General features: G+C 68.2%; 28 protein-coding genes. 7 read left to right on the top strand and 21 right to left on the bottom strand.

The annotated features are described in order from the left end of the window. Nucleotides 1–373 precede the first annotated feature (373 nt). From abc-f to BX283_RS37410, 4 genes are all read left to right on the top strand, one after another. Nucleotides 374–2,026: a ribosomal protection-like ABC-F family protein gene (abc-f, locus tag BX283_RS37395; protein ID WP_101391811.1), complete on the top strand. Its 1,653-nt coding sequence runs from the start codon at nucleotides 374–376 to the stop codon at nucleotides 2,024–2,026. Between the two features lie 272 nt (nucleotides 2,027–2,298). Continuing rightward, on the top strand, nucleotides 2,299–3,297 hold the full coding sequence (locus BX283_RS37400; protein ID WP_101391812.1) for a hypothetical protein: 999 nt from the start codon (nucleotides 2,299–2,301) through the stop codon (nucleotides 3,295–3,297). 317 nt (nucleotides 3,298–3,614) lie between these two features. Beyond that, nucleotides 3,615–4,025 (top strand): RidA family protein, encoded by a 411-nt coding sequence (locus BX283_RS37405; RefSeq protein WP_101391813.1) that lies wholly within the window; start codon nucleotides 3,615–3,617, stop codon nucleotides 4,023–4,025. Between the two features lie 718 nt (nucleotides 4,026–4,743). Then, a complete protein-coding gene (locus BX283_RS37410) occupies nucleotides 4,744–5,157 on the top strand; it encodes a hypothetical protein (protein ID WP_101391814.1) in 414 nt (137 codons plus the stop codon). Between the two features lie 714 nt (nucleotides 5,158–5,871). Here BX283_RS37410 and BX283_RS37415 read toward each other — a convergent pair. The 3 genes from BX283_RS37415 to BX283_RS37430 form a co-directional block, all read right to left on the bottom strand. Beyond that, the gene (locus BX283_RS37415; RefSeq protein WP_143676572.1) at nucleotides 5,872–6,546 is read right to left on the bottom strand and encodes a Pr6Pr family membrane protein; all 675 of its coding nucleotides are present in this window, start codon (nucleotides 6,544–6,546) and stop codon (nucleotides 5,872–5,874) included. Between the two features lie 136 nt (nucleotides 6,547–6,682). Further along, nucleotides 6,683–6,919, bottom strand: a complete 237-nt coding sequence (locus BX283_RS37420; protein ID WP_101391816.1) for a hypothetical protein — start codon at nucleotides 6,917–6,919, stop codon at nucleotides 6,683–6,685. 397 nt (nucleotides 6,920–7,316) lie between these two features. Next, nucleotides 7,317–7,643, bottom strand: a complete 327-nt coding sequence (locus BX283_RS37430) for a hypothetical protein (RefSeq protein WP_101391817.1) — start codon at nucleotides 7,641–7,643, stop codon at nucleotides 7,317–7,319. A gap of 461 nt (nucleotides 7,644–8,104) precedes the next feature. Here BX283_RS37430 and BX283_RS37435 point away from each other — a divergent pair, with 461 nt between their 5' ends. Beyond that, complete coding sequence (locus BX283_RS37435; RefSeq protein ID WP_101391818.1) at nucleotides 8,105–8,482, top strand: hypothetical protein; 378 nt, start codon at nucleotides 8,105–8,107, stop codon at nucleotides 8,480–8,482. Between the two features lie 787 nt (nucleotides 8,483–9,269). Beyond that, nucleotides 9,270–9,761: a hypothetical protein gene (locus BX283_RS37440; RefSeq protein WP_101391819.1), complete on the top strand. Its 492-nt coding sequence runs from the start codon at nucleotides 9,270–9,272 to the stop codon at nucleotides 9,759–9,761. 242 nt (nucleotides 9,762–10,003) lie between these two features. On the opposite strand, the gene BX283_RS37445 is transcribed toward BX283_RS37440, so the two are convergent. The 6 genes from BX283_RS37445 to BX283_RS37465 all read right to left on the bottom strand — a co-directional run bounded on the left by BX283_RS37445 (nucleotide 10,004) and on the right by BX283_RS37465 (nucleotide 15,291). After that, nucleotides 10,004–10,594 (bottom strand): hypothetical protein, encoded by a 591-nt coding sequence (locus BX283_RS37445; protein ID WP_101391820.1) that lies wholly within the window; start codon nucleotides 10,592–10,594, stop codon nucleotides 10,004–10,006. Between the two features lie 194 nt (nucleotides 10,595–10,788). Then, on the bottom strand, nucleotides 10,789–11,046 hold the full coding sequence (locus BX283_RS42500) for an endonuclease domain-containing protein (RefSeq protein ID WP_180357381.1): 258 nt from the start codon (nucleotides 11,044–11,046) through the stop codon (nucleotides 10,789–10,791). A gap of 299 nt (nucleotides 11,047–11,345) precedes the next feature. Further along, nucleotides 11,346–12,830 carry an SAVED domain-containing protein gene (locus BX283_RS37450; RefSeq protein WP_101391821.1) on the bottom strand — a complete coding sequence of 495 codons (1,485 nt, stop codon included), beginning with the start codon at nucleotides 12,828–12,830 and terminating at the stop codon, nucleotides 11,346–11,348. Then, nucleotides 12,830–13,750 (bottom strand): AAA family ATPase, encoded by a 921-nt coding sequence (locus BX283_RS37455; RefSeq protein ID WP_101391822.1) that lies wholly within the window; start codon nucleotides 13,748–13,750, stop codon nucleotides 12,830–12,832. The genes BX283_RS37450 and BX283_RS37455 overlap by 1 nt, the downstream gene beginning before the upstream one ends. 30 nt (nucleotides 13,751–13,780) lie before the next feature. Further along, a complete protein-coding gene (locus tag BX283_RS37460; protein WP_101391823.1) occupies nucleotides 13,781–14,296 on the bottom strand; it encodes a hypothetical protein in 516 nt (171 codons plus the stop codon). A 2-nt stretch (nucleotides 14,297–14,298) separates the two neighbouring features. Further along, nucleotides 14,299–15,291 (bottom strand): CBASS oligonucleotide cyclase, encoded by a 993-nt coding sequence (locus tag BX283_RS37465; protein WP_101391824.1) that lies wholly within the window; start codon nucleotides 15,289–15,291, stop codon nucleotides 14,299–14,301. Nucleotides 15,292–15,647: 356 nt separating this feature from the next. Here BX283_RS37465 and BX283_RS37470 point away from each other — a divergent pair, with 356 nt between their 5' ends. Continuing rightward, nucleotides 15,648–16,679, top strand: coding sequence for a phosphotransferase (locus BX283_RS37470; protein WP_373979665.1), 1,032 nt, complete (start codon nucleotides 15,648–15,650; stop codon nucleotides 16,677–16,679). Here the strand turns inward: BX283_RS37470 and BX283_RS37475 are convergent. The 12 genes from BX283_RS37475 to BX283_RS40185 all read right to left on the bottom strand — a co-directional run bounded on the left by BX283_RS37475 (nucleotide 16,676) and on the right by BX283_RS40185 (nucleotide 26,258). After that, complete coding sequence (locus BX283_RS37475) at nucleotides 16,676–17,764, bottom strand: glycosyltransferase (RefSeq protein ID WP_257584156.1); 1,089 nt, start codon at nucleotides 17,762–17,764, stop codon at nucleotides 16,676–16,678. The genes BX283_RS37470 and BX283_RS37475 overlap by 4 nt on opposite strands. Then, entirely contained in the window at nucleotides 17,761–18,372 is a 612-nt protein-coding gene (locus tag BX283_RS41905) for a hypothetical protein (protein WP_257584157.1), read from the bottom strand. The genes BX283_RS37475 and BX283_RS41905 overlap by 4 nt, the downstream gene beginning before the upstream one ends. After that, nucleotides 18,369–19,247 (bottom strand): PIG-L deacetylase family protein, encoded by an 879-nt coding sequence (locus BX283_RS37480; protein WP_257584159.1) that lies wholly within the window; start codon nucleotides 19,245–19,247, stop codon nucleotides 18,369–18,371. The genes BX283_RS41905 and BX283_RS37480 overlap by 4 nt, the downstream gene beginning before the upstream one ends. Before the next feature lie 14 nt (nucleotides 19,248–19,261). Continuing rightward, nucleotides 19,262–19,996 (bottom strand): glycosyltransferase, encoded by a 735-nt coding sequence (locus tag BX283_RS37485; RefSeq protein ID WP_101391826.1) that lies wholly within the window; start codon nucleotides 19,994–19,996, stop codon nucleotides 19,262–19,264. Beyond that, nucleotides 19,993–20,997 (bottom strand): phosphotransferase, encoded by a 1,005-nt coding sequence (locus tag BX283_RS37490; protein ID WP_101391827.1) that lies wholly within the window; start codon nucleotides 20,995–20,997, stop codon nucleotides 19,993–19,995. The genes BX283_RS37485 and BX283_RS37490 overlap by 4 nt, the downstream gene beginning before the upstream one ends. Continuing rightward, on the bottom strand, nucleotides 20,901–21,746 hold the full coding sequence (locus BX283_RS37495) for a glycosyltransferase (RefSeq protein WP_257584162.1): 846 nt from the start codon (nucleotides 21,744–21,746) through the stop codon (nucleotides 20,901–20,903). The genes BX283_RS37490 and BX283_RS37495 overlap by 97 nt, the downstream gene beginning before the upstream one ends. A gap of 155 nt (nucleotides 21,747–21,901) precedes the next feature. Further along, entirely contained in the window at nucleotides 21,902–22,105 is a 204-nt protein-coding gene (locus tag BX283_RS37500; RefSeq protein WP_101391829.1) for a hypothetical protein, read from the bottom strand. Then, nucleotides 22,105–22,545 carry a hypothetical protein gene (locus BX283_RS41910; RefSeq protein ID WP_257584163.1) on the bottom strand — a complete coding sequence of 147 codons (441 nt, stop codon included), beginning with the start codon at nucleotides 22,543–22,545 and terminating at the stop codon, nucleotides 22,105–22,107. Before BX283_RS41910 ends, BX283_RS37500 begins: the two co-directional genes overlap by 1 nt. Before the next feature lie 56 nt (nucleotides 22,546–22,601). Beyond that, nucleotides 22,602–23,831 carry a helix-turn-helix domain-containing protein gene (locus BX283_RS37510; protein ID WP_101391830.1) on the bottom strand — a complete coding sequence of 410 codons (1,230 nt, stop codon included), beginning with the start codon at nucleotides 23,829–23,831 and terminating at the stop codon, nucleotides 22,602–22,604. Nucleotides 23,832–24,241: 410 nt separating this feature from the next. Continuing rightward, the gene (locus BX283_RS37515) at nucleotides 24,242–25,141 is read right to left on the bottom strand and encodes a hypothetical protein (protein ID WP_101391831.1); all 900 of its coding nucleotides are present in this window, start codon (nucleotides 25,139–25,141) and stop codon (nucleotides 24,242–24,244) included. 199 nt (nucleotides 25,142–25,340) lie between these two features. Further along, complete coding sequence (locus tag BX283_RS37520; RefSeq protein WP_101391832.1) at nucleotides 25,341–25,541, bottom strand: hypothetical protein; 201 nt, start codon at nucleotides 25,539–25,541, stop codon at nucleotides 25,341–25,343. Between the two features lie 504 nt (nucleotides 25,542–26,045). Beyond that, nucleotides 26,046–26,258: a hypothetical protein gene (locus tag BX283_RS40185; protein WP_143676573.1), complete on the bottom strand. Its 213-nt coding sequence runs from the start codon at nucleotides 26,256–26,258 to the stop codon at nucleotides 26,046–26,048. Between the last annotated feature and the right edge of the window lie 5 nt (nucleotides 26,259–26,263).

The following is a 26,263-nucleotide window of genomic DNA, read 5'->3' on the forward strand; positions in this document are numbered from 1 at the left end:
TCGGACACGTCGGCGATCATGCCATCCGGTGATCTGGCGCGGTCATAATTCGCGATCGTCTGGCGGACGGGCGTCGTGGGATCGCGCCGCACCTGGCCGCATCCGCGGACCCCGGATCGACGTGCCGCTTGTCCTCCCGCGGGCGAGTGCTCGCCGGTTGCGATGGGGCGGGTGGGGCCTGCGCCGACAGGGGGTGTTGCTGCGCTGGGCGCTGTCGATCGCCCAAGGGGCGGCGTAAATACCTTGAAGCGAGACGGTCCGTCTTGCTAGGGTGGGTTCATGGCTTTTCTCTACTTCTTCGTCTGAGTCCGGGCACGGCCGATGCCGCCGTTTCTGCTGCCCGTAGACCCTTCGTACGCCCAGGGAAAGTCACATGCGCGACCGCGCCCATACCGTCATGCCCACCGCTGCCCCCGCCGTCGTGGCGCAGCTATCCGTCAAGGAAGTCACCAAGTCCTACGGCACCCGAACCATCCTCGACCTGGTGTCCTTCACCATCCGCCCGGGTGAGAAGGCGGCCGTCATCGGCGAGAACGGCTCCGGCAAGTCCACCCTGCTGCGTCTGCTCGCCGCAGCCGAGACGCCGGACAGCGGGCAGATCACCGTCAGCTTCCCTGGCGGCACGGGCCACCTTGCCCAAACCCTCGTCCTTGGCGCGCACTGCACCGTGCAGGACGCCGTCGACCACGCTCTCGCCGATCTGCGGTCCATGGAAGCCCGGTTGCGGGAGGCCGAGGAGAGTCTCGGTGAGGCGACGGACGGCGAACTCGCCGCCTACGGTGACCTGTTGACCGCGTACGAGGAGCGCGGCGGATACGAGGCCGACGCCCGGGTGGATGCCGCGATGCACGGACTCGGGCTGGCCGCGATCACCCGTGACCGGCTGCTCGGCTCCCTGTCCGGCGGCGAGCAGTCCCGGCTCGCCCTCGCCTGCGTTCTGGCCGCCGCTCCCGAACTCCTGCTTCTGGACGAACCGACGAACCACCTGGACGCGACGGCCGTACGCTGGCTGGAGGACCACCTGCGCGCACACCGCGGCACCGTCGTCGCGGTCACCCACGACCGCGGCTTCCTGGAACGCGTCGCCACCACCATCCTGGAGGTCGACCGCGACGAACGCACCGTGCACCGATACGGCGACGGCTGGGCCGGCTACCAGGCCGCGAAGGCCGCCGCCCGGCGCGGCGCGGCACAGCGCTACGCGGACTGGGCCGAGGAAGTGGCCTCTATACAGGCCCTGCTGGAAGCCGCGGGACGGCGGCTGGCCACCACCGGTCACGACCCCAAGCAGGGCTTCGGCAAGCACCGCCGCTCCAGCGAGGCCAAGCTCGGCGGGCAGGTGCGCTCCGCCCGCCAGGCCCTGGCCCAGCTGCAAAGCCACCCGGTGGCCAAACCACCGGCACCGCTCCACTTCACGGCAGCGTTTTCGGCGGCAGACGGATCCGCCGCGGGCCCCCTCGCCGAGTTCGAGGACGTCAGTGTCGGCGAGCGGCTGCACCTGGCCGGGCGCCTCACCCTCGCACCCGGCCAGCGGCTGCTGGTCACCGGTGACAACGGCGCGGGCAAGACGACACTCCTGCGCATCATCGCAGGCGACCTGGAGCCCGACGAAGGCACCGCGCGCCGCCCCGCCCACATCGGCTACCTCGCACAGGAACTACCCACGTACACCACGGGGCTCCCGCTGCTCGCCGCATACGCCGCCGGGCGGCCCGGGGCGCCTGACGAGTACGCTGAACAGCTGCTGGCCCTGGGCCTGTTCCACGAGCAGGATCTGCACGTCCCGGTCACCGCGCTGTCCGCGGGCCAGCGGCGGAGGCTGCAGATCGCCCGCCTGGTGACCCGGCCCGCTGACCTCCTCGTCCTGGACGAGCCCACCAACCACATCGCCCTCGACCTTGCCGAAGACCTGCAGGCGGCGCTCAGCGCGTATCCGGGAGCCGTGGTCGTGGTCTCGCACGACCGCGACTTCCGCGCCCGCTTCGAGGGCGAGGTACTGGAACTGCATGCCGGCCGCAGGAGCTGACCCTCGCCCCCGTTGACCAGTCGAAGACCGGCTCCGGACTGAAGCGGCGATGGGCCGATGCCTCTGCTGCACAGCAGCCGCCAGTTCGGCACCGCACGGCTGCCACCCTGCCTGAGAGCTGGTCTTTGAACCCTGGCGGTCTTGTGCTCCTGCACCACGAGCTGGTGGCCTGCCAAGGATGCGACTAGGTTCTGCCCGGTTTCCATGATGACGGTCGGGATACTCCACTATGTTTGGTTACCTGCTGGGAGGCACGTCTCGAGGGGAATCCGATGCCCACGCTGCTCTACTACCCTCTCGTCAGGCCGCCTCAAGAGGTCCTTCACCAGGCGCTGTTGTACTGGGACGGCATAGCGTCGCTCGTGCCGAGTGATCCAGAGATCTACGACGATGCGGTCTCGGAGGAGCTGAAGAGCCTCAAGGAGCTCGGGCTCTACCATCCCGTTGCGCTCGGCTTGGGCCATCGCCGCCCACCGCATGGCGATGTGCTTCATGAGGGGCGCTTGGTATGGGAACTTCGCGAGCTGGCAGCCAACCCGACAGGCGCTCAGAATTGTGGCGCGGATGCCCTCATCTACGCCTCAAAGTTCGGCCTCAATTTAGAGCAGGAAATCGTCCGCCTTGGCCTGGGGCGATGGCTGGGAAGCCCGGCAAGGCGGCGTCTGGTCGTGTCCAGGGAGGTTCATCTCCTGTTGCTCGGCACAGTCGCTCAGGAGGTGGCTTTGACGACCGACACTCGCGCATACACGCCCTACACCGATCAATGCTCCGCCCATGGTGTGTCGATGCGGCCGACGCCTCCTGGTCCCTGGAGTTTGGGGGCCTGGCGAGTTGAGCTTGGCCGTCTTCTGCCCATGCCGGCACCGGGCACTCCGACATCAGAGGTTCTGGCGTTTCGTGACCGGTATGCCGCCGAGCGGGAACGCTTGATGGGCGCCACCCAGACCATGCTCTACGATCTGCGCCGCGAGTGGGAACATCCCGCAGACGTGCTGGAACGTATGCGAGTGGAGTTGAAGGAGGCGCGCGAGGACTACCACGCGGCCGCCCGGACCAGTCGTATGGCATGGGTACAGAGATCTATCTCCGTCACGGTGGCAGTGGCTACCGCCGCTGCCGGTGCCCTAGTTGTCCCGGATCTCGCCTGGGTTGCCGGCATAGCGGGCAGTATCGGATTCAACATCGCCACCCGTGAAGTAGTCCCGCTTTTCCGTGCGAGGGATGAGCACCCATTCAGTTACCTGCATCAGGTCGACCGCGAGTTGGCGTAACGACGACTTTTATCGGCAGCGCATGCCTATCCGAACCCGTCTCGGAACCTCCGTCTAGGGGTTCGGATAGGCGTGCGCCCCGTGGATGGCTGTTCCTCACCGACCGAAGGGCCCCGCCCGGGGACACCGACGGCGGATGTATGCCCAAAGACCGACCGGGTCCGGCTCTCCTACCCCGGGCCGAGGAGATCTTCCAGGAGAACACCCGGCCGGTGGCCAACCGGCTCGGCTCGTTCTCGAGCGTCATGCCGTGACGGCTGGTCGTGCAGGGGGGAAATTGCGATGCGCTTCCGCGGCAGGCTCGTCAGACTCATGGCATGACAGCGAAGATCACCCGCTTCAACCCCGACCAGTTGCATGAGACGCCGGGCTATCACCACATCACCGTTGTGGAGGCTGGCCGAACGGCTTACCTGGCGGGGCAGTGCCCGCTCGATCAGCACGGCTCCCTCGTTGGCCCGGGTGCCCTTGAGACGCAAGTCGACCAGGTCGTCGCGAACGCACTCGCCGCGCTCGCGGCGGTGAATGCCCAGCCACAGCACGTGGTGCGTTCAGTGATCTATGTGCGGAGCGACGCCAGGGAGGACCTGGGCAGCGTCTGGGCTCGGCTTACCGCTTCCGCCCTCGGACCGGCGTTCACGTCCGCCAGCACGCTCTTGGGGGTTGCGCAGTTGGGCTTCGCCGGGCAACTGGTCGAGGCGGACCTCACCGTCGCGTTGCCCGACTGAGCGGCGCCCGACGCCTCGCACAGGGTCTCGAACTGCTTCGCCCGGATGGTCACGTGCCGGTTGTCGGCGTACAGATGATCGTGTGCTCCGGAAAGAAGCAGTGGAGCCCGCCACCGTCACACTTGCCCCTTGTCCTGTCCCCGCGCCCCTCGACAGCGAGTGGATTTCCAGGTGGATTTGGCTGCAGGTGGACGTCAACCGCCTCAGTAGCAGGAGCAGGTATGCCCGAGCGTGAACACAAACCCGACAGCACACCCCGCCCGCCTCACACCGTGCTGGGAGAGGACACAGCCTCGCGTCCGCCACAAACAGCCCTGGCCATGCCTGCCCACGACCTGTCCCACTACGTGACCCATCCGTCTGCGCCGGAGATGCACGTCATGCAGCGCGCCGCGGGCAACGGCGCACTGGCCAAGGCCCTCGCCGCCCGCCGCTCCGCATCCGCGCCTGGCGCTCCCACCTCACCAACCGTCCAGCGGGCCGAGGCCGACACGATGGCGGCCGGTCCGTCGGACGCCATCACCTACCGGCTCCAGATTCAGGTCAAGAAGCAGCGCCGGATGACCGAAGCGAATACTGGGACGGCAACGACATCGGCCACGCCTGGGTCGTCCTCTACACCAAGGCCGGTGGCTCCACCTCCTACAAGTCCAACGATTTCTTCCCGTCCAGGTCCCTCGATGGGCGCCGCGAGGCATTCACCACGGTGCCCGGCGTCGTGAAGAGGAACTGGGACCTGCCCGAGGGGGCGACCTCCGCGTTCGAGGCGGACCTGACGCAGGAACAGGTCCTCAAGTTCAAGGAGTACGTGGAGCAGCACGAGAACGAGAAGCAGGGCAAGCCGAGGGCGGGCGAGCGGGTCGCGGACGCGTACGCGGGCGACCCGAGCCCCACCAGGTCCGAACGCATGGCGCAGGAGGCCGCCAACGCAGCCAACTCGGACTCCGGCGGGGAGTGGGTCAGGGGTGACGAATCACCGGGCTCCGGCGCGGACGCTGCCGCCCGTCAGCCCGAGCAGCGCACGCCCGGGCGGATGCTGCTCGAATCCGACAGCGATTCCGAGGAATCGGCCCGGGGCCGACCGGCCGCTCCTCCCGCACAGCCCCCAGGGAGGCGTTTCTCCTTGGACTGACCGATTGAGCGATTGACCGAATGGCCGACTGCTTGAGGGCCGCTGCCGCAGTGCCCGCGCAGATGTGGCGCCGGCCGGGCAGAGGCGGGGGCCTCAGTCACGCCGTGGGGGATGGGGGCCGCGCCCGCTGCTGCCTGGGTGGCTCGGTCGGCCAGGCTTTGCCACGGACGCGGAGCGATGGCTGGGAGGCCAGCGGCCCATGCCTGCTGGCTAGTGCGGAGGAAGCCGGAGGCCAGGAAGGCGCCGAGGTCCTCGCACGGCAGGCCGCCGACCACGTCCACACTTACGGCCTGGTCCGCCTGGCCGTGATGCGGAGGGAGGCCGGAGTCAGGGAAGGCGCCGCTACCCTGTTCCGCGAGGCCGCGGATCAGGGCAACATCGAATCCTCGGGCACGCGGCTACTCAGCAGGCTGCGGTCGTACGGATTGAACCCAGGCGATACACGGACCCCGCCATGGCAAGCCTCGGTGCCAGCATCACTCAACTGACATCCGCCGCCAGCCACGTCATAAGAACCGCGCGAACGAGGAGGCGTCCCCGCGCCCCGCCCGTCGGTCCGGACTGGCGGCGAGGGGTTCGGCGTCCAAGGCCCCGTCCGCGATGCGATGCACAGGCCGCAGGCGCTGACCTCGGGGCCGGGCCTCGTATGTTCTCCGCCTGGCCGGTCCCGCCCGTAGGCCCCCTCGCTGGTCGGGCCCCTCTGCCCGGCTGCTCTCAGCTCGTAATCAGGTCCTGGTCACGGCCTTCGCGTTCGTTGACGCCGGTTCCGCCACTTCCGCCCCTCCTGTGGCGCACGTTGACGTACAGGACAAGCAGCGACGCCATCCCCGTGAAGGCCAACGTGATGATCACCGACCAGGTCGCGACGTGCCCGTAGCCGCCCGGCTCGCGGGGGTCGAGGAAGTCGTACGGGTACCAGCCCGCGTGCGGCCCGCGCAGCAGCGAGTAGGCGAGGTAGAGCAGCGGGAAGGCCAGCCACGGCAGAGACTGTGTCCAGGAGATGCGGCGCGGCGGAGGACGCAGTAGCCAGTCGGCGAGGAACGCGGCCGGGATGACGCCGTGCACCACGCTGTTGGCCCAGATGATCGTGTTCGCGTCGATGGTTCCGGCCAGCAGGGTCCAGTACACCGCTCCTGTGATCACCAGATAGAGGGTGGCGGCACCGCGCAACAGGTCAGGGACGGGGCGGGTGCCGCGCAACAGGGCCAGCCCACTGGTCAGCAGGACGGCGGCGCCGAGCAGGTTGGAGAGATTGGTGAAGTACGAGATCCAGTTCGCTGCGCCCTCGTCGGTGTGCGTTGCCCGGTTGAGCGAGGTGGCCAAGGCTGCGACGCCCAGCAGCGCCAGTCCTATTTTGGCCGAACCTTCCAGCCTGGTGCTTAGAGACATGACCTGGATATTACTTGCGTGCAGATCGGCGGAACCCCTGCGTCGCTCCGCCCCTGTCCAGTGGCCTCCAGGGTTGCGACCCAGCCCCCCTGTCCCACATCCGGCACCCGCACTGCGGGCAAATCGTCCAGGCGGATCAGCTTGGCGAGCCGAAGAGCATCACGCCTGTGCGTCTTGCCGCGGTCGCCGGACGGCCGTAGTGCTCTTGGGCGCCCAGGTAGGTCGTTGTGGGGGCCTCGTTGCCTTCGAGCGAGTACCGACGGACAACGGCCTTCGACAGAGATGCGGCTCGTGACCAGCCCAGGCGGTCGATCAGCCGGTTCGACAGGAACAAGCAGAGGGTCCCGAAGGCGGCCAGGACGGCGAGGCCCACTCAGAGGATCGTCATTTGTTCCGGGTAGAGGCTCACCGGCTACGCCCGGGAAGGCGCGCGCGATTGGCGGCGAGGGCGAGGGCGAGGGCGACGGCGAGGGCGAGGCCGAAGGCGCGACGGAGCCGGGCGTAGGGGCGGTGGGCCCGAACTCCACTGCGTCACCGGCGGATCTAGTGGCCCATGCGTTCCAATACGTAAGGATCAGTCCGAGCTGAGGCATGGCCGCGGGTGGGCTGTGCGTGTCGGCGCTGGTGTGCTGAACCAGTGGCGCAGGGCACGGTGAGGGTTGTCCTCCTCCAACGCGCAGGGCAGGGCCATGCCTTGCAGGAACTCGGATGTGGCCCGTGCGGGGCTGGGCCGGGCCCGGGCGAGAGCCTGTCTCTGGACTCCGTTCGGATCAGCGCGACGAGTGCGACGTCGGCAGTAGCGAGGAGTCGTCCGGCGGGCTAGTCGGAACGGACGGCCCCTTCGACGGTGTAGTCCAGCCCTGGCTTGAACTCCAGTCGGGGACGGCGGCCAGCACGTGGTGTTGCAGGTCATGGGTCACTTCGTAGGCCGCGCAGGCAAGCCACTCGTCCTCCACTGCCGGGGGCAGGCGGCGGTCGAAGAGGTCTCGGATGCGCACGATCTCCTCCCGGCTGAGTTCGGTGACGTGAGCTGGGCGGTCGTCGATGCCCCACCCGGTCAGTTCCCAGGAGAGTCGGTCATGGGTCGAGTCGTTCACACCAGAACGATAGACGCGCAGGTGAGGGGCGTGCCAGCTTCCAGTCCTGGGTGGCCGCCGGGCTCGAAGAGCCCTCGACTAACCAGGGTTTAGACAGAGGCTCTCAGTGCTGCACGGTGCGGGGGAGAGCGCGGCCCCGGCCCGGGTCGCAGTGCGGGCTCGCGTTCGGATCGGACAGGCACAGGCTCCACGTGGAGTCGGCTCCTCGTACACCACAGACGCTGTCGCGGCGGATCATCTGCTGCTCCCTCCCGTCGCGCGCCCGGCTGGGCGCGGCTTCCGTAGCCGTAACGAGGCGGTGATCTTGTGTCGCGGGCACCGGCTGCCCACTCCGCACAGTGCGATCACTCTCCGATGACGCAGGAGCTCTGCGACCGCGGCATCGACCCCGCTGACCGTTTGGGACAGCGGCCACTCAAATGGCTGGAGTTGCTGGCCGGGCACGTGGTGGAGTTGCCGGTATGAGCTTGTTGGTGCATGTGTTCGTGGACGGTGCCGACGGCGCCCGGTACTTTCTGGACGCTCCCGACGGTGTCTCGGACACGGCTGGTTTCGAGCGGTGGCGTACGAGCGTGTGGGGATCGCCCATGGTCTGCTCGCTGGGCGCGCAGTTCTTTCCCCGTCTTGCCGATGGCGACCTGTACGTCGAGGCGGACGAGGTCGGTGCCTTTCTCGACGAGTGCGCACTGCTCGCCTCCCATGTGGCGCTGATCGTCACGGGCATGGACCCCAGCCGTTCGCCTGAGGAGCACACGCACCACCTGGCCTCGAAGCTGGCGAACATCAGCCATGCCACCCGCCGCGCTGTGGAGGCCGGTGGCGGGGTCGTGATCTGGTAGGGACCAGGGGAGTTCCTGCGCGTGGCCAGGTTGGGTGCGCCGATGGTGGTGAAGGCGAGCCTCAGGGAAGGGGCCTCTCCCTGGGGAAGGGAAGTAGCCCGGCACTTCAGCACCGGTCCGGCCGGGTGCCCCTAGGAGACCCGTCCCCCCCCCCGCCGCGCCCCTCCTTCCTCATACTGCGCTCGCCGCCGGGGCTCTGCGTCCCCGCCGTCCGTGCCCGTGGCATGTCGGCTGCGGGAGCCCCGGGGGTCGAGGTGCTTGGAGGATGTGGATATAGCTGCGCAGGTCCTCCAGGGAGGGCGCTTGAGGACGCGCTACAGCTGTCCGGTGCCGGTCAGGACCAGAGCGAAGCGGGCAGTCGTCCATGTCGGCGGCCCGTCAGCGCTCGACAGCAGCGTGCCGCAGGCGCTCCCAGTCAGGTACGAGCCGGCAGCCCCGTCTGCGGGATGGGGAGGCACGTAGTCGAGGCGCACGGCAGCGGCTCGTCTGATGCATCCCGCGCCGACAAAGCCGCAGTAGTAGCCCGGGCGTTGGCCGCGGAAGCAGACAAGGCGGCCAGGGCCGCTCAGAAGGCCGACGATAACGCTCAGAAGTACGTCACAGAAGCTGGCACCGACGCCTACTACGCGGGAATAGCCGCTAACGATGCTCAAACGGCAGCAACCCAGGCTGACAACGACGCCACCGCAGCCGAAACGGATGCCGACAGCGCCAACACCGCCGCCACTGCAGACTACCTGGTGGGAACGGCGCGGAGATCCTCATCGATGTCGCTGTCGGGGGCATTGTGGAGTGCGTCGATGATCCCGATATTCCCACGTGTCTGTGGGCGATCATCAGTAGCCTCTCTCCGGCGAAGCTCATCAAGATCGGCGGGAAACTTCCGAAGATCTCGAAGGCTATTTGGGGGATCAATAGGTTCCTCGACAAGGTGGACGAGGCCCGTAAGAAACTCGAAAGGTACGAGGACGCCCTGGAAAGGGCCTGGAAGAAGCTCCCCGCCTGTGTGCGAAAGTCCGTCACGACCGTCAGTTTCGTAGAGGGCGGCGCTCAGTCTGGTGGCCTACGGGCGGCTGGGGGTGACGATGCGGGCAAGCTAGGGGATACCCGCGAGGAGTACATTGCCAAGCTCCTTGGCGGTAAAGTCGCCAAGGATGCCAACGGTCAGGACCTCAAACTGGTGATGCCGAACGTGGGATCGACCGGCCTTGGCGTCCTCGGCCCCAACGGCGAGTTCATCTTTGGGGGAGGTTCGCGAGCGCAGAGCCGTGGCACTTGATCTTCCGTTGCTGCCGCACGAGGAGAATGTCATCCGTGTGCCGAACTGATGGCCCGACTTGACCGCCAGGTTCAGGAGCGGCAGCACGGTGGTCATCCAGGTCAGCCCGTCCGCGCACCCCAGGAGCCCGGTGGGCGCGGGATGCGTGGCGATGCCGGGCACCTGGCGATCGCTTGGATGGCCCTTCTGAACGACCACGAAGGCAACCCGCCGCACCCTCGTCTCAGGGGCGCGGCGGGGGATCAACTCGACTCGGCTACCGCGTAGGCTGCGGCGTCGAGAGGAATGAGTATTAGCCTGGCTCCCAGTTCCGCCAAGCGCGGCCTCTTGCTCTGCTTCAGGAAGTTCTTGTCGTTTGTTACGAAGACGTCCGCCTTCGCCATGATGTGGGTGTGCAGGACCAAGACGTCGAGTTGCTGGTTGCGCCACTTGCGCTCGGCGAGTTGTCGCGCCTCGTCGCCCAGGTTCTCGGGGACCGCGTCTAGATAGCCGAAGGGTGAGGTAGGGAACAGCACTTCATGCAGTTTGATGGCCTCCGCTTCGGCTTCGTCATGCGCGAGCACGCACCAGTCGAGGTAGGTAAGGTCACACGCCGCCACGGGCGCGAGAATCTCCAACACTCCAAGGCCGAGCCCGTTGATACGTCGCTGGAAGTGGGAGAAGCTGTCCAGAACGGTGCCGTCTCGCTGATTCTCGGCGGCCATGGTGGCGACCAGCCGCACTGTTGCCCGGCTGGCGCCCTGCTGTGCCACAAGTTCACGAACAGCTTCAGCCTCGGGGCGTTCCTCCTCGACTGCGATGAGGCAGTTGGTGTCGAGCGTGAATGAAAGCACCGTGCCTCCTGAGGTTCCCTGACACGCTAGTCGGTCGGAAGAGAGAGCCGCACGTGGCTATACCGACCGATTGCTCACCGGCCGGTGTCGATGGTCGTCGCCTCATTCTTCCATCTCAGCCGCCGAGCCGACGGATCGTTAAGGTAGCCGTTCAGCAGGTCGCAGGTCTGGAGCTGCACCGGAAGCGACTCGTACTAGGTGACTCCCCGGATTTTGCAGTCGCTGCAGAGAATCCCCCGAACACGCTCGCCACAGGTTGTGTCGTGGGGACAACACACGTGGTCGTGGTCGATGTGCCACCCATTGTACTTTCCGCGAGGCTCACCAGAGGTGCTCTCCTTGTGCTCGTCGCCGTGCAGAATCGCTGCCTTGGCTGCCCAAGCCAGAGTGCTCTGCCTCGCATGGACAGCCTGAGCCGGTTCCAGTAGAAAGTTCGCGTGGTAGCTGAGCACCTGTCGCAGCCTGCGATCTGACCCGCCCTGGACGCCGTGGGCGAGTGCTTGGGCGGTACTGCGGAAGGCGGCGGCCCACTCGGAGACGGGTTCCAGCGGGCCTTCAGAGCGCAGCAGGGCTTGGCTGGCGGCGAGAAGGAGAGGGCGGATCTCGCGGGCGGGCTGGCGGGAAACCCACTGTCTGATCCCGCTGTCATAGGTGGGTCATGCAGGCTCTGTTTGTCATCAGTCGGGGTACACGCCCTCCTAAACGTGCGTACCAGCCCACTGTGCGGTCCGGCCTTTTGGGTCTGGGTCTCCTATGCCTCCATGGCGAATGCCGCCTCGTATACGTCGCCGATCTTGATGTCCTCGTAAACGACGGTCTGGCACAGTCGGTTCCATCGATTGCCCAGTAGAACAGCAAGGCCCATCGGGCAGGCGAGAAAGAGGTGCATGCGCTGAACTCGGCGGGTGGAGCGGCGGAGGTGATCGCGGATGCCCACTGCCAAAGCGTTGGCGGCGGTGCTGCCGGGGACCGAGCCGTCGTTCGCTTTGCCACTCGGCGGGGCGAGGACGATGAGCTTACCGACCGGAAGGTTCTGTTTGCGTAGGTACTCCAGGACGTCCTTGCTGATCTCCGTCGCGACCGCGATGGCGACAGCGATCTCGTCGCCTTGACCGATCTCGTACTCAGCGACTTCCGGGACCAAGGCGTTCTCAAAGGAGTCGTTGGTAGACCAGAGCTGGCTGCCGGTCCTCCCCCGCTGCAGTACTGCGAGGTCGGTTCCGGTGACCATGCGGAAGGTGGTACCAACCAGGAAGGCTGGTGCGAGACGGATGCTGCCCGTGATGGAGACAGCGGTCGTGCCGGCGGGGAGATGCCCAGGCACGGCCTCAATGTCCGCCTGTAGCTGGGCCCAGGTATTGGGCGACGAGGGGCGGCGCTTGGTGTATTCGGAGTCGCTTTCGAAGCGGTCGACCCAGTCAATGGCGTGGTCGGCGTCTGGTGCCATCGGGTCCGGCTTAAGGGTGGCGATCGATAGGACGGCGCGAGCGGGGCCGGCTTTCAGGGCCAACTCGGCGACGGCGGCCTCGACCATTGCCAGCGTGAGCTTGCGCTGGCCGTTCCGGACCATCTTGGCGACCCATCCGGCCCCCGCCTCCAACGCCTGCTGGTCATGGCGCATTCCCGCGACGGCCATCAATAACTGCAGGTGTTCCTGGTACTTGACCATGTTCACTGACAGGTCGAAGTGCAGAACCGAGAGTAGGTCGAGGAGCTCGGCCTCGGTCAGACCTGCTTCTTCAGCCCACCTGACACGGGCCTTGCCGCGATCCGACTTGTCTCCGCCGATGGCTGCCTTGGGCATCAGCAGTCCGGTGCGGGCATCGCAGACCTTCACCAGATCATCGACGGGGTCGGCCGCCCGGTTGGTGACCAAGTACAGTTCGACGCTGCCGCCGTCCGCGGTCAATTGTTTCCACGTCCTGGCGATCTTCTTGAGAATCGACGGGCCGCCGCTGCCGGTGGGCTTGGTCAGGTATTCCGCATTGACCGGTGTGGCGCTGTCGACCGCGTACTTGACCTGCTTGTAGGTGTTCGGGGGGACATCGCGCAGCAGGACCACATCGTCGAGATTGCCGACGCCGTCAAGTTCGACGCTGACGGCAGTCACAGGGTTGTGCGAACGGGCGGCGTTTTCACGCAGGAGGGTCAGGCATGCCTCCCAGGCGACGAGCCATTGGTAGTAGTCGCCGGTGATGCGGACACTGGTGGGGCCAGGGGCAGGTAGGTGGGCCATCAGCGCTCTTCGGTAAAGACGGGGGTGGGCTCCAGCTCCTCTGCAAGAGCGAGGAGGTCCTCGTCCATGACCGGTCGGTCGGGGAAGGCGCGGAAGACGGCCGCCGGGACCAGGCGCTGGGTGAGGTCGGAGAAGGTGTAGCCGGGGCGGCCCTCGGTTGGGCCGGTGAGCTCGACGATCTTGTGGATGGTCTCCGGTCGGATGCCAAGTCCGTCGAGTGCTCGGGTGAGGACTGCGCGGCGTTGCTCTTCGCCGGGGCGGATGAAAGTGAACGTGGCCGCAGCACGGCGCATGATGGCCGGGTCGAGGGCGGTGACCCGGTTGGTACACAGGACGATGATGACAGGGAGCGCGGCGTCAGCCAAGCTATCGATGCCGGCCAAGAACGCGTCGACGCCGGCCCGATCCTCATGGTGCATCTGCCGTGCTTCACGGGACTGCACCAGGGCGTCGGCCTCATCGACGATGAGGATCTGCACTGCGCGTGCTCCCTCAGAGCCCGAAGCGCGCTTACCCGCCGTGTGCATGTGGGTAAAGGCGTCTCCAATGAGGGAAGTCATCTCGCCGACCAGACCGCTGCCGCGCGTGGCGAGCTTGAGCCGGTACAGGTACACCGGCAGATCGAGCCAGTCGGCGAGGTCGCAGCCGAAAGATTCGGCCAGCGCGGACTTGCCGGAGCCGACGTCGCCAGCGAAAACGAACAGTGGTGCTCTGTCTGCGAACAGGGCGAGAGCGGCGACGTCGCCGCCGTGGAACTGCGCGGCCCAGGAACGAAGCCGACGCGGGTCCGCGAGGAGCGCGGCCTCTTTGCGTAGGCGCAGCTTCGTTTCGTCGAGGCCGAACAGACGGTCGTACCGGGCGCGTCGGGTGGGCTCGGGCAGCTCGATGACCGGGTGGAACAGGTCGTCCTGGCTGGTCACGTGCTCGTTCCTCCTGCGGATGGTGCTGGACTAGCAGGCAACGTAGACGTCGCGTGAGACGCCAGTGCCGTTGCGGGCGTAACCGTGCCCCGTAGTGCTGGTGCCTGCGGCGGCGCTCGGGGCGGTGCCGGTCGTCCGAGAGATCGGCAGTGCCTCCTTGACCCCCGCCTGCTGGCTGCTGGTCAAGAGCCAGAAGGCGGCGCTGTAATTCAGGAAGCTGTGAAAGACGTAGCCAGTGAGGTCGACTGGGTCCGGGAAGCTGCCGGGGCGTGAGTCGAAGAGCTGGCCGCCGACCGTGGCCTTGTAGCGCAGGCGGAGCTTCCAGGCGTTGGTGGCGGTGTCGCGGAAGCCGTAGTCGACGGTGTCGAGATAGCTGTCTCGCAGAAGCAGGGCGACCTCCTCGGCGAACTCGACGATCCTCTCGTGGGAGGGCTCGCCGTAGAGGTTGTGCAGCAGGCGCAGGTCGGCGGCGACTCTGCCTCCGACGTAGCGGGCATCGGTGATCGTGAACGAACCGGAAGCGGATCTGGAGCACGAGCCGGTCATGGTCACTCTCCCGGGAAGGTGGGGCCGAACAGCTCGCGCCAAAGGTCGAGCGCCTCACTCTTCGTAGCCGCGTAGGCGGCCGTCGTGAGGGTGTCGAGGGTGGTCTTGGCGTGATTGACCAACCGCTGGCGGTCGAACTCGGTGTAGCCACGAGCGACATTGTTTTCCGGGTTGACCGGGTCCCAGACCTGGATAGGGTCCGTGGTCGCGCTCACCTCGTCGGCCGTGTAGTAGTCGGTGAAGACGATCGGTGTCTTCAGGCCGGTGCGGACGATGTAGGAGAGGACCTGCTCGATCGCCTGCGGATAGTCGTCGACCTGCTTTCCTTTCCAGCCGACGTCCCAGAGGTGCGCGACCAAGAGTTCGATCAGGAAGGACTTGCAGCGCAGCTGCGGATCTCCCTCCTTGCTCTCGCGGATCCACGCTTTCAGCAGGCGGATCAGCTCCCGGTAGCCGTCGCCGGCCTTCCCCTTGCGCTTTTCCATGAAGCGCAGGTGCAGCGTGACCGAGGTGAGTACCTTGATGCCGCCGCTGGTGACCAGGTAGCCCCGGTCGTCCGGCTCGCCGGTGTAGAGCACGGGCACCACGTCGATCTTCAAGCCGGAGCCCCGCATCGTGATGCCGACCGCGTGGTCGGAGGGCTTGAAATCCTCCGCGACCTTCGTCTTGCCGTAGACCTCTTTGCAGCGCTCCTCTAGCCAGGCCAGTACCGTCGAGACGTCGATGTCGGGGTCACCGACACGCAGGTACGCGGCAACATCAGCGTCAGACCCTGTGCCACGCCTGCGACGGATCGCGGTGTGCTTGGCCGTGCTGCCGGACGCGCGGAGCTTCACCAGGTCGAAGTCTGGGTGGGCGGCGATGTAGTCCTCCAGCCGCTCCCGCAGGTAGTTCACTTGGCGACGGCGTTCCTTGGCCTCTTCCTTCGGCACGTTCACCTTGTTCTTCGCGAACGCCTCGAGGGTCTCGTGGCCGATGTAACTCTCTCCCGCCATCGTTGATCACCCTTCACCCGAGGAACCGATCGGTAGGAGAACAGGCTTACCACGCACCACTGACAGCACAGGTCGAAGTTGCCTGGGATGCCCGGTGCCCGATACGAGACCGTCTGTCAGGTCCTCCGGCTGCTCCCGCAATACAAACTGCAACCCTCAACATCGAAGGGCCTCACCGCGAAGAGTCAGGTCCTTCGATATCGTGCCCGGTGAGACACTCGCGGAGTTCGCGGGCAGTATGCGGAGTGATGGTCCTTCCTGCAGGTCTGGGAGTCGGTCGACGATGCCCGCTTCCATCGCTTGCGGTGGATGAATCGGATGAGGAATTCATGCACGGGAGGCAGCGTCGGCGTAGCGTGCCGGGCGTGACGGATGCGACCCAAGAAGACGATCTCCTGGCGGCTCTGCCGACCTTGTCCCAGGTCTTCGGGCTAGGCGATGTGTGCGACCGGCAGTTCCTCGCCCATGGCCTGATGAATCGGAACTGGCGGCTGGAGACGGCTGCCGGTACGTACGCGGTGAAGGAGATCGTCGACGTTCCTCTGCCGAGGGTCCGCAGGAACCTCGCGGTCTTGGTGGACTTGGCTCGCGAGGGGATCCCGGTCCCGGCGCCGCTGCCAGCTGAGGGCGGGGATGTCGTGGTGGAGGTCGGCGGGCACGGCTACTGCGTTCTGCCCTGGGTGGACGGTGAGCACGTGCAGGGGACGGACCTCTCACTCGACCAGGTTCGCGATCTCGGCGCTCTCCTGGCCCGTCTGCATGAGGGGCTGCGTCGGCACGGTCCCGGACCGGTCCCGGAGTCGGCACCGGCGGCGAAGGTCCGCGACGTGGCCGAGGCCGATCAGGCGGCCGCCGCTCTCCTGGTCCGTCTGCCCCCTGAGCCGGTGACCGACTTCGACAAGGCTGCCATTGAGGCCCTGCACGATCGGCGTGCCCTCCTCGCCCGGTACGCCGTTGCCCGGCCGGAGAGCGAAGTCCCGGCCGGGCCGTACGGGTGGACGCACGGTGATTTCCAGTACCGCAACCTGCTGCGGCGGGACGGCCGGGTCGTTGCCGTCCTGGACTGGGACCGGCTCGGGATCCGCCCGTACGGGGAGGAGGTCGCGCGGACGGCTCAGGTGCAGTTCGGGGTCGGCGGCGTCTTCGACCTCGACCGTGTCGCCGCGTTCTGCTCCGGCTACCGGTCTGTGATCGACCTGTCGGAGGGGGGCCTTGCCGACGCCGTGAAGCGGCTGTGGTGGAAGCGGCTGACCGACTTCTGGCAGCTGGAGTTCTACCTCGACCGCCAGGACCCCGCCTTCGGCGAGATGTTCCTGGCGGACGAGGCGCTGCTGCACTGGTGGACCGATCGCGCTGACGAGGTCCAGACCGCCTTCGCGGCCCGCTAGCCGGTGGCTGCCGCCGGGATCAGCCCGGCGGCAGCCAGCTCGGGCAGGCACGACCGGACCAGCGGCATGGCCCGCGTGCGGGCCTTCGCGCCGAGGCTGGCCCGGTCGACAGATTCGATCGCCCGCACCCAGGCGTCCACGTCGTCCGGGTGGAGGATCACCCCGCCGCCCCCGATCGCCTCGGGGATGCCGCCTCGGGACGAGCCGACCGTGGGAATGCCGTGGAGCCCGGCCTCCACGATCACTCGGGGAAAGGCGTCCTCGACCTGGGAGGGTACGAGCAGCAGGTTGTTCGCGGCGTAGAGCGGTCCCATGGCGTAGGTACGGGGCGCCCACTGGACGTTGGGGTACCCGGTGAACTCGTGGGCGGCGTCCCACCATCCCTCGACGAGGGTGAACCGGCGGCCGGGGAGCCGGTGGATCAGCTGGTGCAGGAGGGCCGCTCCCTTGGCGGGGACAGGGTTGACCATCAGCACGCCACTGGGGAGATGACCGGCCCTGCCGTGTCCGGCGGGGAGGTTGTGCTCGTCACCGCCGGTCGGCGTGAAGGGCGGGTAGAAGACGACCGGCTTCGTATGGGCCTGGGTCTGGGTCTGGACACGTTCGGCGACGAACTTCGACGTGGCGAGGGCGACGTGCGGCTCGCCGTGGAGGACGTCCATGCTGTTGGCGGAGACCGAATGCAGCCATCCGGCAACCCGCGAGGACCGGCGGGCAAGGGCGGCGAGGTCGGCCGCCCCCTCCTGTGAGGTCACCACCAGCTCCGCCCGTACCGTGCCCAGGACTTCCCGCAGGGCTTTCTCCACCCGGTCCTGGGGCACGGCCCGGCAACGGACCCCGTTCCACGTGTAGCGGACCTCCCCGCCGGCCTCCTCCCACTCGGTGTCGTGGGCCTGGAGGTGGGCGCGGAGGTGCCCGATCTGCGCAGACCCGTCCCACGGGGCCTCGTGGCTGCCGAGGTAGATCACCTGCCACCCGGCACGGGCGAACTCCTCCGCGAGCAGCTGCTGGGAGACCTCCGCGCCGCCGATCAGCAGCGGCGGTGGGGTCCGTCGCCAGGCGAACACCACCGTCGGCCCCGTCACCGGCCCGCCCAGTAGGTGAAGAGCGCCTGGACGACGGCGGCGGTCTCCTGGCGGTCGCCATCGCCGTCGGCCACGGCCGTCTCCCTGGCCACGGGCCTGTCGGCGGGGCGACAGAAGTAGTCCCGGAAGTGACTGAGGAAGGCGGGGTCGTGGAGGAAGTACTCCGGCTCCACCTCGTGGTGCCCGGCCGCCTTGCGCCGCAAGTGCAGCAACTCGGGCGCCACGTCCAGGTACAGGGTGTGGTCCGGCCGCAGGTGAGGCAGGTCCTGCACTCGGCGCCTGAGCTCGGGCAGGACCTCGAAGCCGTACATCTCGTCCATGGCGTGGGCGTGGGCCAGAAGGGTGTCGACGGTTCGGTCCAGGACGATCAGCCCGCCGTGCTGGCGAGCTGCGTGAACGCGGTTCGCCTCGATCTCCATGAACTTCATGAACGCCTCCACCTGTTCGTCTGCCGACCGAGTGGAAGGGGTGGGGATGTCCTCGCGGCGGATGAACGACTTCACATAGCAGGGAAAAAACATCGCGCCCCGCATCGCCGGCACCCACCGAAGTTGCCCCAGTGCGGAGGTCTTGCCCCCGTACGAGGGCCCTTCCAGACCGAGGATCATCGTGTCCCCCCGAGCCGGTAGAACCGCTCCGCGTACTGACCCTGCGTCCGCCCCTCGGCGTCCGGCAGCATGTCGGCGGCCACCGTGTGCGCGTGCCGGATCGGCCGGTACATTTTCCGCGCCGGACGCATCTGGGAGCCGTGCATGTGCAGCAGGGTCACCTTGTCCAGGACGGTGCTGGTGATGTCCTTCACCTCCGGCCTGAGCTCGTCCCCGACCCGCTCCCGGAACAACTGTCGATCGCAGCCGGATAGCGCGTAGGTCGACCAGAACGCGACGTCTTCCCAGAACCAGCGGCAGCCCAGGCGGCGGGCAGCCTCGTGGACGGCGAGATGGTCGGGGTGGCGCGTGACGGCGGCCGGGGCGATCAGCTCGGCCTCCTCCATCCCATCCAGCACTTCGGCGAGCTGGGTGGTGATCTGGTCCACCTGTGCGGGCTCGGGAGGCCGGTAGGGCTTCTCGGCGTCCTTGAACCTGAGCCCTACTCGGGCGGCTCCGAGAGGTAATAAGGACTGGGCGGCCTCGCGGTCACGGAGGTCGGAGACCGATTCCACGCTGCTGTAGGTGCTTTCGAGGGAGGGGTGGACGCTGCGGGAGCGGGTAAAGGTGGTGACGACGGTCAGCGGCCGGGGATGGGCGAGGAAGTACCCGGAGGCGGACAGGATGAAGTCGTCGTGGTGGGGCTCGATGACGACGACCGGCCGTCCGGACGGCTCGCGTCGCTCGATCCAGTACGGCGAGAGGGGCAGCGGCGAGGTCAGCGTCATGATCTCCTTCGCCTCGCTCAGGGAGTCCATCCACTCCCGGTGGGCGGCTATGAGGTCGGTGGGGAAGGTGTAGATGCCGTCGGCGTCCGGCAGGGGAAGGCGAGTCACCTCAAGGTCTCCGATCATCGGACGGTGGTGGCGTACCAGTGGCGCCACAGGCGCGGGGAGGTCAGGCCGAACCGGACGATCAGCGGGTTCTGCCACCGCAGCATCCGGGCCGTGGACCAGGTGTCGTAGCGGCGCGTGGAGGGCCGCACCCGCAAATCCTCCAGGACCGCGACCGGGCCGGCCGTGCGGCCGTGGGCCGTCAGGCGGGCGAAGAACTCCATGTCCTCGCCCATGAAGTAGTCCGGTCGGTACCCGTGCACAGCCTTGAAGGCGTCGAGGGTGCAGAACTGGGTGACTCCTTGGGCCCCTCCGTGGCGGGAGCGGTGGTGATCCCAGTAGGCACACAGCAGACGGGCGCCGAGCCGGGCGGGGGTGTAGAGCGGCGGGATCGCTCCGCCGACGGCCCCGTCTTCCATCGCGGCGACTGCGGCCGAGATCGCCTCCAGCGGCAGGGCCACGTCGGCGTCCGCGAAGAACAGCATCCGGCCCTCGGCAGCCCGGGCTCCGGTGTTGCGGACCAGACCGATGCTCCGGACCAGCTCCGTCACCACGCGGGAGCCCAACTCCTTCGCGATGGTGGTGGTGTCGTCAGTGGAGGCGTTATCCACGACGATCACTTCTCCGCGCTGGCCGGAGGCGGCTTCCCAAAAGCGCAGGGACGCGAAGACGGTGGGCAGGTAGCGGGGAAGGTAGTCGGCTTCGTTGTAGGCGGGGATGATCACCGACAGGTCGGGATCGCGGTCGGTCACAGCGTGATCCTTTCTCCAGTTCGAAGAGGTACGGCTTGGTGGAGGCGGGCTGACCACAGGTCGCGGTCGCGGCCCTCTTGATGGGCGGCGTAGGTCCAGCCGCGTACGGCCTGAAAGGCGATGTAGGCGTCCAGGAGGCGGGTGTCGACGGGCCTTCCGTAGGCGGCGGCCGTGAACACGCGGTCGGAGGGTCCCAGGGCGTCGCAGGTCACGAGAGTCTGGGCGAGGTCGTATTCGGGGACCTCCACGGTCGTGGCCTCGAAGTCCACGACGTACTCCGGCAGGTGGGACTCGCCATCGGAGGTGGCGATGGGCTGTCGGTCCCCTCCGCAGATCACGTTCTCCAGGTGGAGGTCTCCGTGGCACCACACCAGGCGTGTCCGGCGGGCCCCCGCCGCGATGATCTCCAGAGCGGGCGCGAGCCGGGTGAAGACTTGTTTGGGGCAGTGGGTGGATAGATCCGTGACTTGTCGATCGATGCCGGCAGCTTGCGAGATCCCGGCTGGGGTCGGGATGGAGTGGAAGGCGGCCATCAATAAGGCGAGCCGCAGCAGGGCTGCTGGACGCGGCATCTGCTCTACCCGAAGGGCGTCGCCCAGTGTCTTCGTTCCGGCGTCGGCGGTGATCAGGGCGGAGACGGTAAGGCCGGGAACAGGGCCGTGCCCGATCACGGTGGGCACCTGAACCCGTCCGGACTCGGCGACGGCCGCCAAGAGGCGGGCCTCGTCGGCCGCGCCGTGGGAGGCGTCGGCTGCGAACAGCTTCACTACCACCCGGCGTTCGTCGGCGAGCAGGACTCGGAAGACAGCCGTCTTTGGCGCGCTGCGGATGTGGGCGGTCTGGGCCGGAGGCCCCCCGGCTAGTTGCGTGCAGGCCCGCTCCACCGCCAAGACCGTGCCGCCGTTCACCGGGCACCCGCCCGGCCCAGGTGCGCGAGCGTGCGGCGCATCTGCCGCCGGTAGACCCGCACGTCCTCCGTGCCGGGACACGAGCGCATCCACGGTTTCTGGTCTCCGACGAAGTGCACGGCGTGCCCGTCGTGGCGGGTGGCCGGGCGGCGCAGGACTCGGCGGACCCAGTCCCCGCGTTCGAGGAACCGGTCCACCTCGAACCGGTTGAAGGCCGGCTCGACGGGGTGGGCGGCCCCGGAGGACAGCAGCCACAGGTTCAGCGCGCACTGGTCATTGTGCTTGATGTATCGCCGCCCGCCGATCAGCGCCCGCTGTACCCCCGCGCGCATGGGGAGGAGCATTGGCGCGGGGACCCAGAGCATCCCGGCGTTGAAGTACGGGCGCCCGACCAGGTGTGGCCAGCGCTCGGCGACACCCGGCAGGGCCGGACATTGCCCGATGGCCGGATTGAACTCGTCCTGCACCACGCCGATCCGGTCTGTTGGCAGTGCGTTCAGGGGCGCCAAGACATTGCCGCGTACGTGCACGTCGGCGTCCACGTAGATCAGGAACGGTCGGCCGAGGAAGCCGGGGGTGAACCCGAACCGCAGGTAGGTGGCGACGGAGATGTAGGCGGTGTCCGCCATCACGCTCTCGGGCACCGGGGCCTGCCAGCGCAGGTCGAAAGAGCCGAACCCGCAGCGGCGGGCGAAGGACTCCATCACGGCGGCCTGCCCCGGAGACAGGCCGTTGGTCAGCACCCGTACCGCAGCCTCACGACGGTCGGCCACCGGCAGGTGGTCGGCGACCGACCCGAGCGTGACCAGGGCGGGCAGCAGGTAGCGGGCATCGACGCACATGCCGATCGCGTACACGAGGGTCCCTCCAGAGCGAGGCTCGACGCGGCCTGACGGCGGCCGGGCAGGCGGAGAGCTTCCGGTACCGGCGCCCCAGACAGGCCGGTACCGGAAGCAGTTCGGGCAGGCCGCAGGCGTCTGTGGTCCTGGCGAGCCGTCTAGGTTTCCGGCTCGGCGGTGTCCGGCACGGATATGGCCGCGGGCCGGTCGGCGGAGAGAAGATCGGCGGCTTGGTCGCGCAGGGTCCACGCGGGTCCGGCGAGGCCGAGCACGGCCAGGACGGTCAGGGCGACGCCGCCGGAGTCGCAGCGGGCCGGGGTGGCTCGCCAGAGGTCGGGGACGCGGTGCCGCCCGTGCGGCATCACGGTGCCCCTCCCGGTAACCACTCGTGGTCGGCGAGGAAGCGCCCGGTGTGGGCGTGTAGCTGTTCCATGTCGGACGGCGTGAGGATCAGCGCGGCCTCGCTGCTGTCGCCGTCCTCGTGATGCACGAGGATGGCCAGCGAAACCTGCTTGGCTCGCGGGTCGTAAACCGCGTCGGTGACGAGCAAGGTCGCGTGGGTCACCTTGGCAGGGACCGGCTTCAACGTGCTGGCGTCGGCCGGCGCGGACCATTCCGCACCGCCGCCCGGCGGGCGCAGGTGGTAGGTCGCGGCGCCTGCGCCGGGGAGGGTGACGACGACCCCGACGCGGCCATCCTTGGCGGTGTCGGCGGCGAGTTCGCCGAGCTGCGGGTAGAAGGGGGCCGCCGTGCCTAACTCGGCCCCCTGCGAAGGCAGATGGGGAGTTGGTCGTCCGCTCATGCCCCTGACGTTAGGGAGGGGCCAGGGGGCGAATATGAATCAGAGGAATACGACCCTTATCCGTCCAGGTGGAAGCGGTCGGACATGCGCCGCAACTTCTCTCGCGTGGAAGCCCGTTCGGCGTAGACGATGCCGCGCAGGGTGGAGCGGGCGATGGGGTGGTTGCGGATGAGCTGGGGTGCGATCCGCTCCGCCTTCTCCAGCTCGCCCAGCGCCTTGTCGCGGTTCCCGTCCCACAGCCAGGCGCGCGCGAGATCCATGTGGTGATGCCCTTGACGGGAGTTGGGCAGTGAAGCGACCAGCTCCGGGCTGGTGCGGTGGTTCAGCGACAGCGCCTTGCGCTGCTGGCCCATCTCCAGAGCCACGCTGATGGCATGGATCTGAACGTTGCCGGGGGAGAACGTCAGCGAGTGCCGGTCGTACACCGGGGCACCGGTGTACTCGCCCATGCGGTCGGCCGCCGCCTTGGCGAGACCGATGCGGTCCTCGGTCTCCGACGATCGGCCGCCTCGCGCGGCGGAGACGGCGGCTCGGAGCTGGAGCGTGCCCCACGCCCGTACGGCCAGGGGCTCGCCCCGCTCGTAGCCCTGCTGAACGGTGCTGATGGCCTTGTCGGACAAGGCGATGGCGTCCTCCCAGTCCGCGCTCGCCCACATGTCCCAGACCCGCATCCAGTCGGCGACCGCCGGCAGGACGGGGTCCCCGGACAGCCGTGCGGACCAGGCCGCCCGGTCGCAGGCCATGGCGACCAGCTCGGGGTGGCCCAGAGAGTGGGCGGCGGTGTGTGCGAACTTGCAGCACAGCGCGTAGATGGCGTACGCCTCCTCCCGCTCGTGACCGGTGGCCACCTCGGCAAGGGCGCGCGATTCGCGGAGCAGGTCCGGCAGGATGCGCATGATGGCCACGTTTGCGGCGGCATCCCGCAGCCGGTGCAGCCGCGTCATCTCCCGCCACAGCCTCGCCGCCGGACGCGGGGTGCCGTCGAAGACCGGTGCCAGGTCGTAGCGGCGCAGCTCCCGCAGGATCGAGGTCGCGGCGACCTGCCACTGGTTCTCGTCGGGAGAGCTGGTGTAAGGGCGGCCGATCAAGTCGTTGGGATGGACGTGCAGTTCGGCCGCCAGCAGGTTCAGTACCCCGACCCTGTCCAGCTCGATCAGGCCGCGTTCCATCTTGGAGACCCAGCCCTGAGATTTACCCAGTGCGGCGGCAAGGTCGGCCTGCGGCATGCCCAGGCGCAGGCGGGCACGACGAGCCCGGCGGCCGATCTCCTCGGCTTCTTCCAGCATCAGCTCGCCCCCGACCTGTTGATGGGCCGGATTGGCTCAAGCGTTCGGCAGGGCATGGTGCCTCCGTCCGTTCAGGCGTCTCCCCCAGAACGGTACCTATGCCGGCTCTGCGGCGAGTCCGCTCAGACAAGGCGGGCCGCCCGCGCTGGGCGACGCGCAGTGATCAGCGAGCCCGGCGGAGACCGCCGACGGTCAGCGACCGACGTGTCTCCGTGTCGTTGCTGGCCACTGCGCAGGAAGCGGCTGTCCCTGGACAGCGAGGTCTGTTTGGGCACCCGGGGCCGTCCGGTATCGGACGGCTCGTGCTCGGCTGGCCGGGGTGGGCTCCTGGGAGAGGCGTTGGATGCGCCAGGTGAGCGCGCCTTCTGGGGAGGGGGCGTCGTCCAGTGGCCGTTGGTTGACTGCCTGCTTCAGCAGAGTGGCGGGCTCGTGTCCGGCGGCTTCGGCGTTGGAGAGGGCGGTGGTGAGGGCTGCCCAGGCGTGGTCGTCGATGATTTCCGGGCCAGGACGGTGCGGGAGATCAGCTTCGCCATGTCCACCGAGCCCCGGCCCGGCGCAATGCCGGGATCAAGGAAGCCGGGGGCCGCACTGGGGCCGTTGGGGTAGACGATGTGTTCGGGCTTGAAGTCGCCGTAGATGAGCGGCCGGGGACCGGTGGCGGTGGCCTGCCCGAGGCGCCGCAGACGTGCCACGACCTCCCGCAGCACCGGCCCGAACTCGCCAGCCTGCCCCAGGTAGGCGCGCCCACTGATCCGGTTGAACTTCCGGCCGAACGTGGCGGGGATGCCGCGTTCGGTGATCTGCACGCTCTCGGCACGGGCGGCAACATGCCGCAGGGCCGCGTCCATCTCGCGCAACGCCCGGGTGGCCAGCTCCTCGGTGCGGTCGGGCTCCTTCGCGATCAGCTCGCCGAACGTGGGCCCGTGCAGCGGCCTGGTGAACAGCACGTCGTCGCGGTACCCGGCGGCCTCGGCCGCCCGCACGCCGGACAGCGAGAGCAGCTTGAGCTGTTCGGCTTCCCGTTCCAGCAGCGTGCCGCTTGAGGCGATGTAGGCGGCCTGCGCCGCGCGGACGGCTGCCCAGGAGCCGCATGTCCCGCGCACCACGGACACTAAGGACAGCCCCAGGAAGGAGTACTTGGCGAACAGCTCCTCGCCGTCCACGGCGATGCCGCGTACATAGCCGGTCACGCTGGGGACGTGGGCGCCGAGCCGGACCTCGTCGGCGCGGGGCCACACCCGGGTGGCCGCCTCCAGGATCTTCCGGTCCGCGTACCGGAACAACTCGGCAGCGGTGTACAGGACTTCCACGGTTCCTCCCAGGGGGAAGGTCCGCCCGCCGCCGACGGCGGTCGGACCGCTTGTAGGAGATGGCCGCTGGCCGCGTCGGCTGGTTTCACCCCCGTAGGGCAGTGGCCAAGCCCCGACGCACGCTGGACCTCGTGCGAGACGTACGCCGGGGCGCTTGCCCATGCCCCAGCACGGTGGGAAGGGCCGGGGCACAGAAAGCTCAGGCGAGCGGAGGCAGCGCGTCAGGGGCCGCTATTCGTGCGGCGGGCTGCGCGGGGCCCGCCAGGTCAGCTACCTGGTGACGCAGCCACCAGGCCGGGGGTGCAAGCCCGATCAGGGCGGGCAAGAGGATCGCCTTCAGGGAGCCGTCGCGGATCTTGTCCTTGCGGTGAGTGGTGCGGTGCTGCCCTGTGCTGGCCACAGTGGCCTCCGTCCCGTTCCGGTCACGTGGTGTGGCAGCGGGCGGCCGGGCGGCATGGGGGTTGCTCCGGCGGCCCGCTGCTCGTCGACACCGCACTTGGGCGCCCAATGGCCCCTGGTTTCTGTGCGGTTGATGTTCAGTCAACGCGTGGTCGCGGGCGCGGAACAGGTGGGAGGCTGTAACCCCGGGTAGTTCCGCGTAACCCCACCCGGAAGGAGCGGATGAGGATGGAGAGGGCCCAGAGCATCGCGGAGCTGATCCAGAAGACGTGCGCGGAACGCGGCTGGGGACCGTCCAAACTCGCCCGTGAACTGGGCATCGCCGAAAGCCGTGGACCCACCGCCATGCCCCGGCAAGTACGCCCGCAAGCTGATGGGCGGCGAGCGTAACCCCGAGTAGTGGCTCCCCTACGTGATCCAGGTCTTAGGGATCGACGCATCCCAGGTCAGCGACATGCCCGCGCCGATCCCCGAACCCGCGGATACCGTGGCCTCAGTCCTGGCCTTAGGGAGGAGTGACGTGGACGGTCGGAGCTTCCTGACCGCCTCCGGCGGTGCGACCCTGTCCCTGCTCGGCGTGCCGGACGCCGAGGCCGTGACCCGGCGCGTGCGCGCCGCCTCCGCAGGGGCCGTACGGGTGGGCCAGGGCGAAGTGGACGCCGTCCTGGCCATGGTCAAGACCCTGGGCGACTCGGCCGCCGAGTACGGCGGCAGCCATACGGG

Source organism: Streptomyces sp. TLI_146 (assembly GCF_002846415.1).
Classification (GTDB): domain Bacteria; phylum Actinomycetota; class Actinomycetes; order Streptomycetales; family Streptomycetaceae; genus Streptomyces.

Bases quoted from the DNA above. Each gene is read 5' to 3' on its own strand.
- BX283_RS41905 (WP_257584157.1), bottom strand. From the start codon at position 18,372: ATGATCCTCGGTCTGGAAGGGCCCTCGTACGGGGGCAAGACCTCCGCA.
- BX283_RS37435 (WP_101391818.1), top strand. From the start codon at position 8,105: ATGAGCTTGTTGGTGCATGTGTTCGTGGACGGTGCCGACGGCGCCCGG.
- BX283_RS37400 (WP_101391812.1), top strand. From the start codon at position 2,299: ATGCCCACGCTGCTCTACTACCCTCTCGTCAGGCCGCCTCAAGAGGTC.
- BX283_RS37500 (WP_101391829.1), bottom strand. From the start codon at position 22,105: ATGCCGCACGGGCGGCACCGCGTCCCCGACCTCTGGCGAGCCACCCCG.
- BX283_RS37415 (WP_143676572.1), bottom strand. From the start codon at position 6,546: ATGTCTCTAAGCACCAGGCTGGAAGGTTCGGCCAAAATAGGACTGGCG.
- BX283_RS40185 (WP_143676573.1), bottom strand. From the start codon at position 26,258: ATGGCTGCCGCCGTACTCGGCGGCCGAGTCGCCCAGGGTCTTGACCAT.
- BX283_RS37450 (WP_101391821.1), bottom strand. From the start codon at position 12,830: ATGGCCCACCTACCTGCCCCTGGCCCCACCAGTGTCCGCATCACCGGC.
- BX283_RS41910 (WP_257584163.1), bottom strand. From the start codon at position 22,545: ATGAGCGGACGACCAACTCCCCATCTGCCTTCGCAGGGGGCCGAGTTA.
- BX283_RS37510 (WP_101391830.1), bottom strand. From the start codon at position 23,831: ATGCTGGAAGAAGCCGAGGAGATCGGCCGCCGGGCTCGTCGTGCCCGC.
- BX283_RS37460 (WP_101391823.1), bottom strand. From the start codon at position 14,296: ATGACCGGCTCGTGCTCCAGATCCGCTTCCGGTTCGTTCACGATCACC.
- abc-f (WP_101391811.1), top strand. From the start codon at position 374: ATGCGCGACCGCGCCCATACCGTCATGCCCACCGCTGCCCCCGCCGTC.
- BX283_RS37495 (WP_257584162.1), bottom strand. From the start codon at position 21,746: ATGTGCGTCGATGCCCGCTACCTGCTGCCCGCCCTGGTCACGCTCGGG.
- BX283_RS37465 (WP_101391824.1), bottom strand. From the start codon at position 15,291: ATGGCGGGAGAGAGTTACATCGGCCACGAGACCCTCGAGGCGTTCGCG.
- BX283_RS37405 (WP_101391813.1), top strand. From the start codon at position 3,615: ATGACAGCGAAGATCACCCGCTTCAACCCCGACCAGTTGCATGAGACG.